This is a genomic window from Pseudomonas sp. L5B5 (assembly GCF_020520285.1).
Taxonomy (GTDB): Bacteria; Pseudomonadota; Gammaproteobacteria; order Pseudomonadales; family Pseudomonadaceae; genus Aquipseudomonas.
In genome coordinates, this window is the sequence record NZ_CP084742.1 from 5,201,398 (window position 1) to 5,216,113 (window position 14,716).

Below are 14,716 nucleotides of genomic sequence, written 5' to 3' on the forward strand. Positions count from 1 at the left end.
CGGTCGACGGACCGGAATGTGCGGGCATCGGTATGTGGAACAGGATCAGGGGAGAGGGTGAGTGATCGATGGGGTCATCCTGGCGGCGGATCAGCGCGGCAATAGGCTATGAAGTGGTCTTTGGGCATCGGGCGCGCGAACAGGAAGCCTTGGGCGGCGTGACATCCGAGCTCTCGCAGGCGTTCCTGCTGTTCGAGGTTTTCGACACCTTCAATGATCAGCGACATGCCCAGTGAGCGAGCAAGGGCAACTGTGTAACTGATGATTGCGCAGTATCTGGGCTGGTATTTCATCTTGCGAATGAAAGCACTATCGAGCTTGATCTGGCTAAAGGGCAGCTCACACAAGCGTTCCAGGGAAGAGTGGCCGGCACCGAAGTCGTCCATGGCCAGGCCGCAACCCATCAAGCGCAGGCGCACCAGGTTCTCCAGGCTGCTGGCCGGTGCGCTGATCAGGCTGGTTTCAGTGATTTCAAAGGTGATGCTGGCAGGCGGGGCCTGGAACCGCCTTAGCCAGGAAGCAATGGCCCCGCTCAGGGCCTGGCAAGCCAGCTGCGCCGGGTGCAGGTTGAAGGAAAAATCCAGGTGTCGCTCCTGATTGGCCAGTGCCCTGCGCAACGCCAGGCCCTGCTCGAGCAATTGCCAGAAAAGACGGTCCAGCAACTTGTGCTGTTCCATGAGGGGCAGGAAGTGCGACGGTGGAAGTATGCCCAGTCGCGGGTGATTCCAGCGTGCCAGGGATTCCACGCCAAGCAGCGAGGCGTCGTCGAGTGCGACCTTGGGTTGGTAGTACGGTTCGAACTCGCCGTTGTCCAGCCCATGAATCACCTCGGTCAGTGTTGGCAGGCCGGATCTGGCCAGGGGCGTAGGGCTGCCGTGGCGCCAGCTCTGATGGCGGGCCAGCAGGGCAACCAACCGTTCCAGGTGAAACGGCTTGCCCAGATCGCCGAGAAAATGCAGGCCCAGGCGCTTGATCATGGAAATCGTGGTCTGCCGCAGGATCGGGTCGGCCTGGCTGCACAGGATCACCGAGCGCAGCTTGCCGCTCTGGCTGGCATGGCGCAGGAAGGCCAGGCCGTCCATCCCGGGCATCCTCAGGTCGCAGATGGCAATGTCGATTCTTTCGCAACTCGCCAGCAGGACCAGCGCCTCGTCACCATTGCCGGCTTCGTGCACCCGTCCGGGCATCGCCTTGTTCAACGCGGTGATGGTGATCAGGCGTTGTAGGGGTTCGTCATCCAGAACCAGGACGTTCAGATGTTGCATAGACAGCTCGCGTCATTGATCGTCGAGCATCTTGCTTAAGATTCCTGAGAGGGGTCCATTAGCTGTATCCCTATGGCTTGTAGGAATTTTCCTCAAGAATAATTGAATTATCTGATTCGTTCGGGGCTGCTCGTTAACCTCTTGTATCGCCGGTTATTTGTCTGGAACCTGAAATTTCCAGCGGGCGCACCGGAGGATTCTCAGCGCGAAGCCGGTGCCTCGAATGGCAATGAAATGGCATCTGAGCAAGGTGCGATGGCGTATATTTTTCCAGCGGTCATGGTTGACCGATGTTCGAGTTCTTAAGGTGAAATGACAATATGCACAGCGTATTGATAGTGGATGACCATCCTGTCGTGCGGCTTGCCGTGAAGGTGTTGTTGGAAAAGCACAACATGCGCGTAGTGGCCGAGACAGACAACGGCCTGGATGCACTGGAGCTGGTTCGCGAGCATGTACCCGACGCAGTGATCCTCGATATCGGGATTCCCAAGCTCGATGGCCTCAAGGTCCTGTCGCGCATCAAGGCCCTGGAGCTGCCCACCGAAGTGCTGGTGCTCACCTCGCAATCCGTCGAAGGCTTCTGCCGGCGTTGCATCCAGTTGGGAGCCAGGGGGTTCGTCAACAAGGAAGAGGACCTGGGGAACCTGGTGGTGGCCCTGAATGCTGTCCTGGCGGGTTACACCTTCTATCCCTCTCTGGCCCTGGATGTATCGGTCTCGGCTGTGGAGCAGCGTTCCGAAGCCGAACAGATCGGCCTGTTGACCGATCGGGAAATGATCGTCCTGCAGCACCTGGCCCAAGGGCATTCGAACAAGGCGATCGGGGAGAAACTGTTCTTGAGCAACAAGACCGTGAGCACCTACAAGACTCGTCTGTTGCAGAAGCTGGGGCTGGGCTCCCAGGTCAGCCTGGCGGAGTTTGCCAAGCGTAATGCGCTGATTCCCTGACACCTGCAGCCCGCCCCTTGCGGGCGGGCTTTCCAGGCTCGGTGCCTCGGACTACCCCCGGCACAGGATGTAGCAGGGGGGCGCGACACCCATTCTTCAGTGCAGTTTAAGGCGCGGGTCCGTGCCGCGACCGATCCGGCTGCCGAGCATCATCATGGCCGTGCGCAAGATGCCATACAGGGCCATCTGGTGCATGCGGTACAGCGAGATGTAGAACATCCGCGCCAACCAGCCTTCGAGCATCACGCTACCGGTGAGGTTACCCATCAGATTGCCCACCGCCGAGAAGCGCGACAGCGAGATCAGTGAGCCGTAGTCGGTGTACTTGTAGGTTGGCAGTTCCTTGCCTTCCAGGCGCAGCTTCAACGATTTGGCCAGCAACGATGCCTGCTGGTGTGCAGCCTGGGCCCGTGGCGGGACATTGCGGTCGCTGCCCGGTTGCGGGCAGGCGGCGCAATCGCCAAAGGCGAAGATGTCCGGATCATGGGTGGTCTGCAGGGTGGGTAGCACCTGCAACTGGTTGATGCGATTGGTTTCCAGGCCGTCGATGTCCTTGAGGAAACCAGGGGCGCGGATGCCCGCCGCCCATACCTTGAGGCTGGCAGGGATGACCTGGCCGTCCGCGGTGATCAGGCTCTCGGCCGTCACTTCGCTGACCGATGCGTTGGTCATGACCCGCACCCCGAGTTTTTCCAGGGTCTTGTGCACGGGACCACTGATGCGCTCGGGCAGGGCAGGCAATACCCTGGGGCCGGCCTCGATCAGGGTGATGTGCATGTTTTCCGGGCGAATTCGATCCAGGCCGTAGGCTGCCAGTTCGTGGGCGGCGTTGTGCAACTCCGCCGCCAGCTCGACACCGGTGGCGCCGGCGCCGACGATCGCTACGCTGATCTGCTCCAGTTCTTCGGTCTGCCCGGCATGGGCCCGCAGGTAGTGGTTGAGCAACTGCTGGTGGAAGCGCTCGGCCTGTTTGCGGGTATCCAGAAACAGGCAGTGCTGGGCCGCGCCCTGGGTGCCGAAGTCATTGGTGGTACTGCCTACGGCGATGACCAGGGTGTCATAGCCGAGCTCGCGGGCCGGTAGCAGCTCAACACCCTGTTCGTCATACGTGGCGGCCAGCTGGATCTTCTTCTGCTGGCGATCGAGTCCGCTCATGCGGCCCAGCTGGAACTCGAAGTGGTTCCATTTCGCTTGGGCTACGTAGTTGAGCTCGTCTGCCGAGGAGTTCAGCGAGCCCGCCGCCACCTCGTGCAGCAGCGGTTTCCAGATGTGGGTCAGGTTGGCGTCCACCAGCATCACGCTGGCGCTGCCGCGCTTGCCCAGGGTCTTACCCAGACGTGTCGCCAACTCCAGGCCGCCGGCGCCGCCGCCGACGATGACAATACGATGAGTCATGGGGATATCTCGCAAGGCTAAAGGAAATCGGGACAGTCGCCCGAGCGAGCGCGATGCAGCTCATAGCGTCAGGTAACTGATAAAACGGCTCAACAGGCCCAGGGCAATGGTCACCACGACCACCACCACGAGGAGCATCCATGGCCGGAAGGGCCGGCGCTCGACTCGGTGCTGGGGAAGTTGCAGATAGTCTTCGACATGGCGCTGGTCGTCGGGGTTCAGGCGGCTGCTCATAAAAGGCCTCGTCAGGTAGACGTCGCAACATGAAGGAATGTTACAGCGCAGTGTAATCCGACATAAACAGGAGCATGAGCCCGCCGTGTGGGGGTGTGGTGATGAAATCTCGGAGCCGGCAGGCATGAACGCTTTTTTACCACTGCGCAAAGGTTTGCGCCATGCCCACTGACGGCGGATTGACGGGACTTACAAACTGATGCCGACATCGAAGACGATACTGCGTCCCAGGTTGCTGCGCAGGAACTCCGGGGCATCCGGGTGGGCGAACAGCACGCGGGCGAAGGTTGGTCCCACCAGGGACAGCGAACGCCAACCCTGGCGCAGGTACTCGGTGGGAGGCGGGAAGTGGCTGTTGAGGTCCAGCACCTCGCGCTTGAGGGCCGCGAAGGCGATGATGTCCAGCTCCCCCAGGTTCATCCCGCGCTCTTGATAGTTACGGGCCTTCTTGCGCAAGGTCGGTGCCAGGCGCAGCAACAGTTCGCTGGCCGGGATGCGCTTGGGCTTGGCCTCGCGCCTTACCAGCTGGCTCAGGGAAAATGCGCTGCGCCGGCGCTGCAACTCGTCGCGCCACTCATCGTTGAGCCGGCGCCCCTCGTCGAGCACGAAAAACACCTCGAAGCTGGCCTCGCGAAACAGTACGTCCGGTGGTTCTTGCCCGGCGGCGGTGAATTCGTCGTTGCGATAGGGAATGTTCAGGCCTTGCAGCAGGCGCTGGCAAACCCAACGCTCACGCTCCCATTTGCGGGCATTGGACAGGAACGCGTTGGCTTGCTCGGCCTGGATGGTTAACAGGCGCAAGAAATCTGAGTCATCCATATCCCAAGCTTAGCGCCCAAATGTGACCTTAAGAACCTGGCTTGCGGAAAAAACACTTCGGTCTTTTCGTTGGCCGGCCGGTGAGGACTGGAGCCTTCCGAGGGGCGGTGTAGACTGTTCCGCGTCCAACCGATCGATAAGGAGTGTGCCGTGAAGCGCTGGTCAATGCTGTTGCTGGTCCTGTTGCCATGGTGGGCCCAAGCCCTTGAGATCGGGGAGCGGCTGGCGCCCTGGACCTTGCTGGACCAGTTCGATCAGGCCTACAGCCTCGACGGCCAGGCCCGGATCCTGCTGGTGGCGCGCAGCATGGAGGCGGCCAAGCTGGTAAATGCCGCGCTCAAGGACCAGCCCGAGGGATACCTGCAGGAGCGTCATGGCGTCTTTGTCGCCGATATCCAACGCATGCCTGCACTGATCGCCAGGATGTTTGCCGTCCCCGCCATGCGTGACTACCCCTACCGAGTGATGCTCGACCGCGAAGGTCGGGTGGCAGCGCGCTACCCGGTAGTCGGGGACAAGGTCCTGTGGCTGCAACTGCAGGATGGCCAGCTGGTTGCTCATCATGAATACACCAGCGCCGAGCAACTGGCCGCAGCACTGGAGCAGGCCCGGCCATGATCAGTTCGGCACTGCTGGCACCGCAGACGCTAGTGCTGGGCTGGGTGCTGTATGTGCCGCTGTTGCTCTGGGCAGTATGGCGGGCGCCCTGGGTCGAGCTGTTCGCCGACAACCGCCGTCAGCACCTGCTGTTCGGCACGGTGTTCGCCTTGTTCCTCTTGTGGCTGGTACGGCGGGATTTCGATACCGGAGTGTCCTACCACTTCATCGGCATGACGGCGGTGACCCTCTTGCTGGACTGGCCCCTGGCGATAGTCGGTGGCCTGACCGCCCAGTTGGGACTGCTGGCGCTGGGCCGCCAGGACCTGGCCGCCCTGGGTGTCAACGGGGTGTTGCTGATCCTGTTGCCGGTAGCGGTGACCGAGGCCTGTGCCTGGTTGGTGGAGCGGGCCCAGCCACGCAACCTGTTCGTGTATATCTTCTGTTCCGGCTTTTTTGCCGCCGCGCTCTCGGCACTCTTGTGCCTGCTCTGCGGACTGGGGCTTTTGTGGTTCGACGAGCGTTTTGCGATGCCTGAATGGCTGGAAGACTTCATCGGCTATCTGTGGCTGATCATCTTTCCCGAGGCGTTCATCAACGGCATGGTGGTCAGTGCACTGGTGGTGTTCTGCCCCGAGTGGCTGGAGACTTTCAACCGTACCCGCTACCTTTCGGCACCCTGGAAAGACGAGGACCCGCGCCCTTGATCCATATCAATTGCGGGCGCCAGGTCGCGCTGCATGCTCGGCAAAAATCCCAGGAGTGCGGTCATGAGTGTTTACCAGTGGGCCCGGCAGGAAGTCTGCGACAGTCTGCAAAATGCCCAGCAGGAAGGGTTTGAGCCGGGGTTGAGCCTGCGGGCCCTGCTCAGTGCGGTGGTGCAGCAGAGCAAGGGCGTACGCACTATCGAGGACCTGGCAGATGAGTTGCAGTTCCTCGCGGAAAACCTCGACGACGATCAGGACTACAGCTTTATGCGGCCCTGATCGGCCTCGATGCGGGTACTCAGTGGGCCCGGGGCGACAGTTCTTCGGAGAACAGCTCGTCCTCGGCATCCGGGCTCACTGGAATCTTGTGCTCCTCGGCAGCCCAGGCGCCCAGGTCGATCAGCTTGCAACGATCGGAACAGAATGGCCGGTTAATGTTGGCCGGATTCCATTCCACAGGGGCGCCACAGGTTGGGCATTCGACGGTCAGGGGTTGGCTCATGACTGGCCTCCACGCAAAGTTAGATAAAAGTGATGCAGACGTTCGACTTCGCTGTGCAACCAGGCACGGTCGCGATCATTGACCAGCACATCGTCGGCATGGCGTAGCCGTTCCTCGCGACTGGCCTGGGCCTGGAGAATGGCCTGGACCTGCTGTTCGCTGACCTGGTCACGCAGCAGGGTACGCTCGATCTGCAATTGCTGGGGCGCATCGATCACCAGGATCCGCTGGGTCATCTGCGCCTGTCCCGACTCCACCAGCAACGGTGATACCAGGATTGCATAAGGCGATTGGGCACGGGCCAGGTGGCTGGCAATCTCCTCGGCGATCAGCGGGTGCAGCAGGGTCTCCAGCCAGCGCCGCTGTTGCGGGTCTTCGAAGATCAGCTGGCGTAGGGCTGCGCGGTCCAGCTGACCATCGGCTTGCAGCACGCCGTCACCGAAGTGCCGGGCGATCTGTTCCAGGGCCGGCCGTCCTGGTTCCACCACCCAGCGGGCGGCATGATCGGCATCGACCACATGGATTCCCAGGTCGATGAAGTGCTGGGCCGCGGCGCTTTTGCCGCTGCCGATCCCGCCGGTAAGGCCGAGGATCCAGGGAGTGTTAACGGAGCGAGTCATTGGAAACCGACAAACTGCAAATAGAAGTCGGTTATTTGACCACCCCAGAGCAGCGCAATCCAGCCGGCAATGGCCAGAAAGGGGCCAAAAGGGATAGGGCTCGAGACCCTAGCCTGGCGCAGGCGCAGAAGGACGCTGCCGATCAGGGCTCCAGCCAGGGACGCCAGCAGCAATGTCAGCGGCAGGATCTGCCAGCCGCCCCAGGCCCCCAGCATGGCCAGCAGCTTGAAGTCGCCATGACCCATGCCGTCCTTGCCGGTCGCCAGCTTGAACAGCCAGAACACCGACCACAAAAGCAGGTAGCCGATCACGGCCCCCCACAGGGCGTCCGCCAGGCTCGTCAGCAGGCCGAAGCTGTTGACGAGCAACCCAAGCCACAGCAGCGGCAATACCAGTACGTCCGGCAGCAACTGATGGTCGGCATCGATCAGGCTCATGGCCAGCAAGCCCCAGCTCAACAGCAACAGAAGGCCGGCCGTCCACCCGAAACCGAAATGCCAGGCAACGAACGCCGAGACCAGGCCGCAGGCCAGCTCGGTCAGGGGATAACGCATGCTGATGCGGGTTTTGCAGTGGGCGCAGCGGCCACCCAGGCACAGGTAGCTGAGCACTGGGATGTTGTGCCAGGGGCGAATCGGATGTGCGCAATGCGGACAATGGGAGTGGGGCAGCAGCAGGTTGTAGGGGGCGGCCGCAGGCTCCGGCGTCAGCCCGAGGATTTCGTGGGCCTGGGCTCGCCAGTCCCGCTCGAGCATTCGTGGCAGGCGCCAGGCCAGCACGTTGATGAAACTGCCGACGATCAGTCCCAGCACCAGGGACGCCAACACGAACGCCAGGGGATAAAGACTCAGGATTTCAGTCAAGGACATGTTCAGATCGCTGTACCGAGTTGGAAGATGGGCAGGTACATGGCCAGCACCAGGGCACCGACGATACTGCCCAGGACGACCATGATCAAAGGCTCCATGAGACTGGCCAGGCTGTCCACCAGGTTGTCCACCTCGGCCTCATAATGCACGGCGACCTTTTCCAGCAGATGATCGAGGGTTCCGGACTCTTCGCCGATGGCGGTCATCTGGATCGCCATCGCGGGAAAGACGCCGCTGGCGCGCATGGCGAAGTTCAGTTGCATGCCGCTGGCGACCTGCAGGCGGATGCGCTCCACCGCCTGACGGTGCACGTTGTTGCCACTGGCTCCCGCGGCATACTCCAGAGCCTGGATCAGTGGCACACCAGCGGCGAACGTGGTGGCCAAGGTCCGGGCCAGGCGGGCCACGGCAGCCTTGTGCAGCAAGGGGCCGGTGAGCGGCAGGCGCAACAGGCCGGCATCCAGTCCATCGCGCAGGCGCGAGGAGCGTCGAAAAGCCAGGCGTGCACCGAATCCCAGCCCCAGGCAGGTGGCCAGAAGGCCCGCGCCGTGGTCCTGGATGAAATGCGAGAGGCTGATGACCCCGCGAGTCAGCAGCGGCAGTTGTGCGTTGAAACCGGCGAACAGGCTCTGGAACTGCGGGACGACCTTGAGCAGCAGGATACTGCTGACGATGATTGCCACCGCGATCACCGCCAAGGGATAGACCATCGCCTTGTGCAGTCGGGCCTTGAGGCGCTCGCTCTTCTCCTTGTAGGTGGCGATGCGCTCGAGCAGGTTGTCCAGGGCTCCGGCCTGTTCACCCGCATCCACCAGGTTGCAGTACAGCGGGTCGAAATGGCGCGGGTGTCGGCGCAGTGCACTGGCCAGGCTGGAGCCGGCCTCGATATCGCGCTTGAGGCTGGCCAGCAATTGGCGCATCAGCGGCTGATCGAAATGTTCGGCGATGATTTCCAAGGACTGCAGCAGCGGTACGCCGGCCTGGAACAGTGTTGCCAACTGCCGGGTGAACAGGGCGATATCCCGGGGCCTGATCCGTTGTCCCAGCTGGAGCAACCTCCGGGGCTTGCGTCGAATCCGCGTCGCAATGATGCCCTGCCTGCGCAGGCGGGCCCTGGCCAACGCCGGGCTGGCAGCACTCAATTCGCCCTGCATGACCTGTCCCTGGTGATTGGTGCCTTGCCAGAGGTAAACGCTGGCTGCTGGGGCAGGAATTGGTGCCGTCATGGTTCGGTCCTTGATCCGACGGAGGGAGGTGCGCTGCTCGCCGGCGAGCCAGCGTCAGGGCATGCCTGTACCTGTCGAAGCCTAGTCTCGGGAAGCTGCCGAATAACGTCAGGAGCTGACGAAATTTGTCAGTTAATGCAACTCCTGGCACTCAGACGCTTGAGCCACCAGCCGGGGGCCCGCGTATTCATTGGGTCTTGCCCTGGCACGGAGCCTGCTCTGCCCTTGGTGGCCCTTGCGGCCGTTCTTGCAACTTTCGTTCATGCCAGGAGGCACTCATGAAAAAACAAGCAGGTTTTACCCTGATCGAATTGCTGGTGGTGGTCGCGATCATCGGCATCCTCGCCATGGTGGCGATGCCGTTGTATGCCAAGTATCAAGCGCGGGCCAAGGTCACCGCTGCGCTGGCGGAGGCCTCGGCCCTCAAGGCCGGGATGGAGGACCTGCTGGGCCAGGGCACTGATCCGACCCTGGCGCTGGCTGGAGGTACGGCGCAGACAGCCAATTGCCGGATGAGCGCGACGGGCACGGCGGCTACCGGGGAGGGCAGTATCGGCTGCATCATCCTCAACGCCCCGGGCCCCGTGCTGGACAAGAGCCTGACCCTGACCCGCTCGGCAACGGCCGGCTGGAGCTGCTCTACCACGGTGGAGGTCGACTATGCCCCCAAAGGTTGCGAGGTGCAGGGAGCATGAGCCCGGGCTCACCATCGTGAAAAAACTCGCAACTTGCACGCAGGGAAGCGGTTCATCATGCATTTTGCATGATGAAAATTTTTCCTGTTTTATTTAACTATATGATTTTATTGAATATTTTTACGGATATAAGTTTGGCACAGCACCTGCAATATCCCTGATAACCCTGCTGCCAGGACACGGCGCAGGCTTTCCAGAAAAACAGGAGTTACTCGTATGAAGAAGTTCGCTATTGCTGCTGCAACTGCTACCGCTCTGACCCTGACCATGGCCAACGCAGCCTTTGCGCAGTCCACCCAAGGCACCCAAACCCCGATGGTGGTGGCTGCCGGTGAAGTGACCAAGGCCAAAGAGGCCACCTCCGATACCTGGATCACCACCAAAGTGAAAAGCGACCTGGTAACCGAGAAAGGCATTCCTGGCACCGACATCAAGGTCGAAACCAACAAGGGCGTCGTATCGCTGTCGTCCACTGTAGCTATCACCGAAGCGCAAAAAGCCACGGCGGTAGCAATCACCAAGAAAATCAAGGGCGTGAAGGCAGTCTCCGCTGACGGCCTGAAAGCCGAGTAAGAGTCGCCTCCAGTCTGAACAGGCGCAGGATGCGGCAGGCAAGAGGCCTGCCGCTTCCTTCAAGGGTTCATGCGGAAGATCACAAGGATGTGATCATTACAGGCCCCGGCACATGTGTCGGGGCCTGTTCTATTGGGCGGGGTTTGATGGTTGCACGTGCCTAGCGCAAAGGGAGCACCGGGCGTGGGCCCGGTGTATGACTCATTCGCTGTCCAGGTGCATCGACGTGATGACGTTGCCGTTGCTTTCGGCCTGACCCAGGTTGGCATCGATGAAGTAGACCCGGTCGTCGGCCAGTTGACCTTTGTCTACCAGGAAGTCCTTGATGCTGCTGGCCCGTTCCTGGCCCAGTTGGCGCAGCAACACTTCGCTGGCCCCCCAGAACTTGATCAAGCCCTCGCGCAGTTTGGCGCTACGTTCGTCGCGGCCGAGCTCATTCCATTCTGCCGGTGGCTGCTGCTTCAGGCGGGTGCGGTAGATGCCTTCCAGCAATGGCGCCTTCTCATCATCGGGCACCTTCAGCAGTGAAGCCTGGGCCGGGACCTTGTCGCCACGGCGCTGGAGGATCTTGTAGTAGTTGTACTGGTACTCACGCTCCAGGCGCTGCTCGGCAATCAACGGGCCGTCGCTGCTCTGGGCGCTGGTGCCTTCGATCTCCAGGCGCAGGGTCGGGCGCTCCTGAAGGGCTTTAGCCAGGGTGGTCAGGGACGATTCGGACTCCTTGTTCAGTTCGCTGGAGCCGGGGGCGAAGCTCACGCTGCCGAGGTCTTGCGAACCACCGCCGGTGATCAGGCCACCGATGAACTTGAATGGTGCCTGGGCCGCACGCAGTACCAGGTTGCGCAGGGTCTGCCAGACGATCGGCATGACGCTGAACTGTGGATTGTTCAGGTCGCCGGAGATTGGCAGCTCGATGGAGATCTTGCCGTCGGTGTCCTTGAGCAGGGCGACTGCCAGGCGGATTGGCAGGTCCACGGCGTCCGGGCTGTCGACCTTTTCCCCCAGCTGCAATTGTTCGACCACCAGCTTGTTCTCGGCCTTGAGCTGGCCTTTGGTGATCATGTAGTGCAGATCGAGGTTGAGCCGGCCCTTGCGGATGCGAAAGCCTGCGAACTTGCCGGAGTAGGGGGTCAGGGTGGTCAGCTCCACCCGCTTGAAGCTGGTGGCGATATCCAGAGCTGACATCGGGTCGAAAGGATTGACGCTGCCCTTGATGGTCACCGGAGCATAACGATCGACCTTGCCCTTGACGTCGACGTCCGCCGGCTTGGCCTGGCGGCTGTCGATGGTACCGATGCGGCCGTTGAGCTGCTGGACCGCCGTGGCGAAGTTGGGGGTCAGGGTCAGGTCGGCGAAGTTCGCCGAACCATCATTGATGGCGATTTCGCCGATGTGAATGCCCAGTGGCTTGCTGGAACTGGCGGCCGGTTTCGCCGTGGACTTGCCGGCACTGCTTGCCGGCTGCGGGATCAGCAGGTCATCGACGTTGGTGGTGCGGTCATCGTTGATGATGAAACGGGCATAGGGCTGCATCAGGTTGATGCGGTTGATGCTCAGGCTGTCGCCATGCTGGTAGTTCAGGCCCTCGACCACCACTTGCTTCCATTTCACGAAGTCGCGGGTCTTGAGGGTATCCAGGGTGTGCAACTGATCGACGTTGGCCCGCCCCGTGATGCTGAAGGCCAGTGGCTCGACTTTCTTGAGGTCCACTGCCAGGTCGCTGCCGAGCATGCCGCTGCGCAGCTCCAGGCGGATGAAGGGGCTGATATAGGACTGGGCGACCCGCAGATCGATGTCCTTGGTCTGCACCTTCAGCTTGGCGGTGATGGGGTTGAGGTTGACCTCGCCGCTGGCATTGATCCGGCCTTGCTTGCCCAGGCCGCTATCGAGCTTGAGCGTGAAGGGCGACTGGTTGAGGCTGTCGAAATTCTTCAGGTCCAGGTTCAGTGGTCCCAGCTCCAGGGCTACTGCCGGCTTGACCTGGCGATCGGCCAGATGCACCTGGTAGTTGCGCAACTCGACGTCCTTGAGCAGTACCTGCCAGGGCTTGCTTGGCGTCGTCGGTTCCTTGGGGGTGTCGGCGGTGGCGGGCTCAGGCTTGGGGGCTGGCTTGGCGGGCTGGCTGGCGAACAATTTCTGCCAGTCCAGCTGGCCATCGGCTTCGCGGGCGGCCCAGGTCTCCAGCTTCTGGCTGCTGATCTTGCCCACTATCACTTGCTGCTTGGCCAGGTCCACCGTGGTGTCCCTGACATCCAGGCGCTCCAGGCGCGCCAGCGGGCGTCCATCCGGCGCCTTGATGGCGAATGGCGCGATGCTGACCGAGGCCTTGTCCAGCAGCAGTTCGGTGCCGTTGGCCAGGCTGAACTTGTAGTGGGTGTCGAGGTTCACCAGGCCTTCTTCCAGCACCAGCGGCACGGCATCGCGCACATAGGGCCACCAGGCTTTCATCTTGCCGTCGGTGACCTTCAACGTGCCTTCGGAGGCCAGCGGGCTCACGCTGAAGTTGCCACTCCAGTCGATCTGTCCACCTTCGGGGCCGGTGGCAACCAGGGTCATGTCGGCGCTATCGTCCGGCAGGGTGCTGAGGTTCTTCAGTTCAAATTCGAGTTTGTCGTAGAGGAACTCGATGGGTTCGCTGGGGCGCAGGTCCTGGAAGTGCACATAGCCGCCAGCCAGCTTGATCCGTTCGATACGCACTGGAAACGGCTTGGCATCGGGGTCGCTGGGCGTCGGCTCGCTGGCCGGCAGCTTGAACAGGCCCAGGAGGTTGAGCTTGCCTTCCTTGTCGAACAGGATCTCGGTCTTGGGGCGATCCAGCTCGACGTCCGCCAGGTGCAGGGCGCGGGTCCACAGGCTGTCCAGTTGCAGGTTGGCATAGAGCCGATCGAAGGCCACCTGCTCCTTGCCCGGTTCGCCGACGCTCAGGCCCCAGACGGTCACCTCGAGGCTGAAGGGGTTGAGTTCGATACGCTGGATATGGGCTGGGGTGGTGGCGTAGTTGGCCAATTGCTGGTTGGCCACTCGCAGGGCGATGCCCGGCAGAATCAGGAAGCCCAGCAGACTGTAAAGGGCGAGAACGGTCAACAAGGCGCCGGTAGCGCGAATCAATCCTTTGGTCATGCGAGGCTTCATCTTTTGAATCAAATGTGCCTTGGAGTATGGCACGCGTTTACGGTTCCGAAACCACCCCGATTTTCAGGATTGTTCAGATTTGGCGGGATTGATCAGAGTTGCAGGATCAGGGTCTTCAGGGGCGGCTGGCCGTCCAGGGACGGGAAATCCGCAGCGGGTTTGAGCACCTGGCAATCGCGTACCGGGCGCCCGGCTTTCTCGGCGCAGCGCAGCACCTGTTCGCGCCAGTCTTGCATCGAGACCTTGGCCAGGTTGTTACAGCAGATCAGTACCCCGTCTTCGGCTGTCGCCAGCAGGGCCGGCTTCAGCAGGCTCTGGTAGTCGCGCAGCAGATCGACGGTGCCGAAGGCACTCTTGGCCCAGGCGGGCGGGTCCAGCAGCACCAGGTCGTACTGGCGCTGTTCCAGGCGCGGGTAGCTGGGGAGTTTCTGGCCCCGCCGCTGGGTGATGGGCAGGCCCGCCAGTTGGCGAATCGCCGGAAAGTAGTCCGATTGCACGAACTGCATCGCAGGCAGGTGCGGGTTGAGCTGGCCGTTTTCCCGACCGACCGCGAGATTGCCTTCGGCGAAGTCCAGGTTGCACACCTCACGGGCGCCTCCAGCTGCCGCGCAGAGGCCGACACCGCAGGTATAGGCGAAGAGGTTGAGCACGCTCTTGCCGGCACTGTGTTGCTTGACCCAGCCCCTCGCGTTGCGCAGGTCGAGAAACAGCAGGGGGTCCTGTCCGGCATGGCGCCCGCGGACCCGATAGTTCAGGCCCCACTCATGGCCGACGAGATCTTCCAGGGCAGCGTCCTGGGCGCGGTACACCGAGTCTTCGCGGGCGATGCGCGAGTTGCCGCGAGAACGATCGTTGTAGACCAGCAGGGTAGACAGGTTCAGTTGCTGATCGACGATCTCGTGCAATTGCCGCAATGCATCGAGCTCCAGTGGCTGGTGAAAGCTCTGCACCAGCAATTGCGGGCCGTAGCGGTCGATGGTCAGGCCGCTGGCGCCTTCCTGGCTGCCATGGAACAGGCGGTAGCAATCGGTGCCTTGCTGGTGCAGTTCGGCGAGCAGGCCCTGGCGGTGATCGAGGGCGGCGCGCAGCGCCTGATTCAAGGAAGACATGCGAGCGCCTTGCGAATGATTGG

General features: G+C 61.8%; 16 protein-coding genes. 6 read left to right on the top strand and 10 right to left on the bottom strand.

From position 1 onward, the window contains the following. Positions 1 to 74 precede the first annotated feature (74 nt). On the bottom strand, positions 75 to 1,265 hold the full coding sequence (locus LGQ10_RS23810) for an EAL domain-containing protein (RefSeq protein WP_058433965.1): 1,191 nt from the start codon (positions 1,263 to 1,265) through the stop codon (positions 75 to 77). A 320-nt stretch (positions 1,266 to 1,585) separates the two neighbouring features. On the opposite strand from LGQ10_RS23810, the gene LGQ10_RS23815 reads away from it, so the two are divergent. After that, on the top strand, positions 1,586 to 2,215 hold the full coding sequence (locus LGQ10_RS23815; RefSeq protein WP_058433964.1) for a response regulator transcription factor: 630 nt from the start codon (positions 1,586 to 1,588) through the stop codon (positions 2,213 to 2,215). Positions 2,216 to 2,311: 96 nt separating this feature from the next. Here the strand turns inward: LGQ10_RS23815 and LGQ10_RS23820 are convergent, their stop codons facing one another. The 3 genes from LGQ10_RS23820 to LGQ10_RS23830 all read right to left on the bottom strand — a co-directional run bounded on the left by LGQ10_RS23820 (position 2,312) and on the right by LGQ10_RS23830 (position 4,663). Continuing rightward, positions 2,312 to 3,610 carry an NAD(P)/FAD-dependent oxidoreductase gene (locus LGQ10_RS23820; protein WP_058433963.1) on the bottom strand — a complete coding sequence of 433 codons (1,299 nt, stop codon included), beginning with the start codon at positions 3,608 to 3,610 and terminating at the stop codon, positions 2,312 to 2,314. 60 nt (positions 3,611 to 3,670) lie between these two features. Further along, on the bottom strand, positions 3,671 to 3,844 hold the full coding sequence (locus LGQ10_RS23825) for a DUF3094 family protein (protein WP_058433962.1): 174 nt from the start codon (positions 3,842 to 3,844) through the stop codon (positions 3,671 to 3,673). Positions 3,845 to 4,033: 189 nt separating this feature from the next. Further along, complete coding sequence (locus tag LGQ10_RS23830) at positions 4,034 to 4,663, bottom strand: DUF1780 domain-containing protein (protein WP_058433961.1); 630 nt, start codon at positions 4,661 to 4,663, stop codon at positions 4,034 to 4,036. A 150-nt stretch (positions 4,664 to 4,813) separates the two neighbouring features. Here LGQ10_RS23830 and LGQ10_RS23835 point away from each other — a divergent pair, with 150 nt between their 5' ends. The 3 genes from LGQ10_RS23835 to LGQ10_RS23845 all read left to right on the top strand — a co-directional run bounded on the left by LGQ10_RS23835 (position 4,814) and on the right by LGQ10_RS23845 (position 6,246). After that, on the top strand, positions 4,814 to 5,281 hold the full coding sequence (locus tag LGQ10_RS23835) for an FAD/FMN-containing dehydrogenase (RefSeq protein WP_226523383.1): 468 nt from the start codon (positions 4,814 to 4,816) through the stop codon (positions 5,279 to 5,281). After that, entirely contained in the window at positions 5,278 to 5,967 is a 690-nt protein-coding gene (locus LGQ10_RS23840) for an energy-coupling factor ABC transporter permease (RefSeq protein WP_058434524.1), read from the top strand. Before LGQ10_RS23835 ends, LGQ10_RS23840 begins: the two co-directional genes overlap by 4 nt. Before the next feature lie 63 nt (positions 5,968 to 6,030). Next, positions 6,031 to 6,246 carry a hypothetical protein gene (locus tag LGQ10_RS23845; RefSeq protein ID WP_058434523.1) on the top strand — a complete coding sequence of 72 codons (216 nt, stop codon included), beginning with the start codon at positions 6,031 to 6,033 and terminating at the stop codon, positions 6,244 to 6,246. 19 nt (positions 6,247 to 6,265) lie between these two features. Here the strand turns inward: LGQ10_RS23845 and yacG are convergent, their stop codons facing one another. From yacG to LGQ10_RS23865, 4 genes are read right to left on the bottom strand one after another with little or no spacing between them, the layout of a single operon-like run. Continuing rightward, the gene (yacG, locus tag LGQ10_RS23850; protein WP_058434522.1) at positions 6,266 to 6,469 is read right to left on the bottom strand and encodes a DNA gyrase inhibitor YacG; all 204 of its coding nucleotides are present in this window, start codon (positions 6,467 to 6,469) and stop codon (positions 6,266 to 6,268) included. Further along, a complete protein-coding gene (coaE, locus tag LGQ10_RS23855) occupies positions 6,466 to 7,089 on the bottom strand; it encodes a dephospho-CoA kinase (RefSeq protein ID WP_226523384.1) in 624 nt (207 codons plus the stop codon). The genes yacG and coaE overlap by 4 nt, the downstream gene beginning before the upstream one ends. Next, positions 7,086 to 7,958 carry a prepilin peptidase gene (locus LGQ10_RS23860; RefSeq protein WP_226523385.1) on the bottom strand — a complete coding sequence of 291 codons (873 nt, stop codon included), beginning with the start codon at positions 7,956 to 7,958 and terminating at the stop codon, positions 7,086 to 7,088. Before LGQ10_RS23860 ends, coaE begins: the two co-directional genes overlap by 4 nt. 2 nt (positions 7,959 to 7,960) lie before the next feature. Continuing rightward, on the bottom strand, positions 7,961 to 9,184 hold the full coding sequence (locus LGQ10_RS23865) for a type II secretion system F family protein (protein ID WP_226523386.1): 1,224 nt from the start codon (positions 9,182 to 9,184) through the stop codon (positions 7,961 to 7,963). A gap of 278 nt (positions 9,185 to 9,462) precedes the next feature. Between LGQ10_RS23865 and LGQ10_RS23870 the strand changes: the two genes are divergently transcribed. Then, on the top strand, positions 9,463 to 9,879 hold the full coding sequence (locus LGQ10_RS23870) for a pilin (RefSeq protein ID WP_058434519.1): 417 nt from the start codon (positions 9,463 to 9,465) through the stop codon (positions 9,877 to 9,879). Positions 9,880 to 10,095: 216 nt separating this feature from the next. Beyond that, positions 10,096 to 10,452 (top strand): BON domain-containing protein, encoded by a 357-nt coding sequence (locus tag LGQ10_RS23875; RefSeq protein WP_058434518.1) that lies wholly within the window; start codon positions 10,096 to 10,098, stop codon positions 10,450 to 10,452. Between the two features lie 201 nt (positions 10,453 to 10,653). Here the strand turns inward: LGQ10_RS23875 and LGQ10_RS23880 are convergent, their stop codons facing one another. After that, positions 10,654 to 13,572 carry a DUF748 domain-containing protein gene (locus tag LGQ10_RS23880; protein ID WP_226523387.1) on the bottom strand — a complete coding sequence of 973 codons (2,919 nt, stop codon included), beginning with the start codon at positions 13,570 to 13,572 and terminating at the stop codon, positions 10,654 to 10,656. Positions 13,573 to 13,676: 104 nt separating this feature from the next. Then, positions 13,677 to 14,693, bottom strand: coding sequence for a class I SAM-dependent rRNA methyltransferase (locus LGQ10_RS23885; RefSeq protein WP_058438920.1), 1,017 nt, complete (start codon positions 14,691 to 14,693; stop codon positions 13,677 to 13,679). Between the last annotated feature and the right edge of the window lie 23 nt (positions 14,694 to 14,716).

Coding starts and splice junctions, on each gene's coding strand:
- LGQ10_RS23860 (WP_226523385.1), bottom strand. CDS start 7,958: ATGTCCTTGACTGAAATCCTGAGTCTTTATCCCCTGGCGTTCGTGTTG.
- LGQ10_RS23845 (WP_058434523.1), top strand. CDS start 6,031: ATGAGTGTTTACCAGTGGGCCCGGCAGGAAGTCTGCGACAGTCTGCAA.
- LGQ10_RS23875 (WP_058434518.1), top strand. CDS start 10,096: ATGAAGAAGTTCGCTATTGCTGCTGCAACTGCTACCGCTCTGACCCTG.
- LGQ10_RS23865 (WP_226523386.1), bottom strand. CDS start 9,184: ATGACGGCACCAATTCCTGCCCCAGCAGCCAGCGTTTACCTCTGGCAA.
- LGQ10_RS23810 (WP_058433965.1), bottom strand. CDS start 1,265: ATGCAACATCTGAACGTCCTGGTTCTGGATGACGAACCCCTACAACGC.
- LGQ10_RS23870 (WP_058434519.1), top strand. CDS start 9,463: ATGAAAAAACAAGCAGGTTTTACCCTGATCGAATTGCTGGTGGTGGTC.
- LGQ10_RS23880 (WP_226523387.1), bottom strand. CDS start 13,572: ATGACCAAAGGATTGATTCGCGCTACCGGCGCCTTGTTGACCGTTCTC.
- LGQ10_RS23840 (WP_058434524.1), top strand. CDS start 5,278: ATGATCAGTTCGGCACTGCTGGCACCGCAGACGCTAGTGCTGGGCTGG.
- LGQ10_RS23825 (WP_058433962.1), bottom strand. CDS start 3,844: ATGAGCAGCCGCCTGAACCCCGACGACCAGCGCCATGTCGAAGACTAT.
- LGQ10_RS23830 (WP_058433961.1), bottom strand. CDS start 4,663: ATGGATGACTCAGATTTCTTGCGCCTGTTAACCATCCAGGCCGAGCAA.
- LGQ10_RS23885 (WP_058438920.1), bottom strand. CDS start 14,693: ATGTCTTCCTTGAATCAGGCGCTGCGCGCCGCCCTCGATCACCGCCAG.
- coaE (WP_226523384.1), bottom strand. CDS start 7,089: ATGACTCGCTCCGTTAACACTCCCTGGATCCTCGGCCTTACCGGCGGG.
- yacG (WP_058434522.1), bottom strand. CDS start 6,469: ATGAGCCAACCCCTGACCGTCGAATGCCCAACCTGTGGCGCCCCTGTG.
- LGQ10_RS23820 (WP_058433963.1), bottom strand. CDS start 3,610: ATGACTCATCGTATTGTCATCGTCGGCGGCGGCGCCGGCGGCCTGGAG.
- LGQ10_RS23815 (WP_058433964.1), top strand. CDS start 1,586: ATGCACAGCGTATTGATAGTGGATGACCATCCTGTCGTGCGGCTTGCC.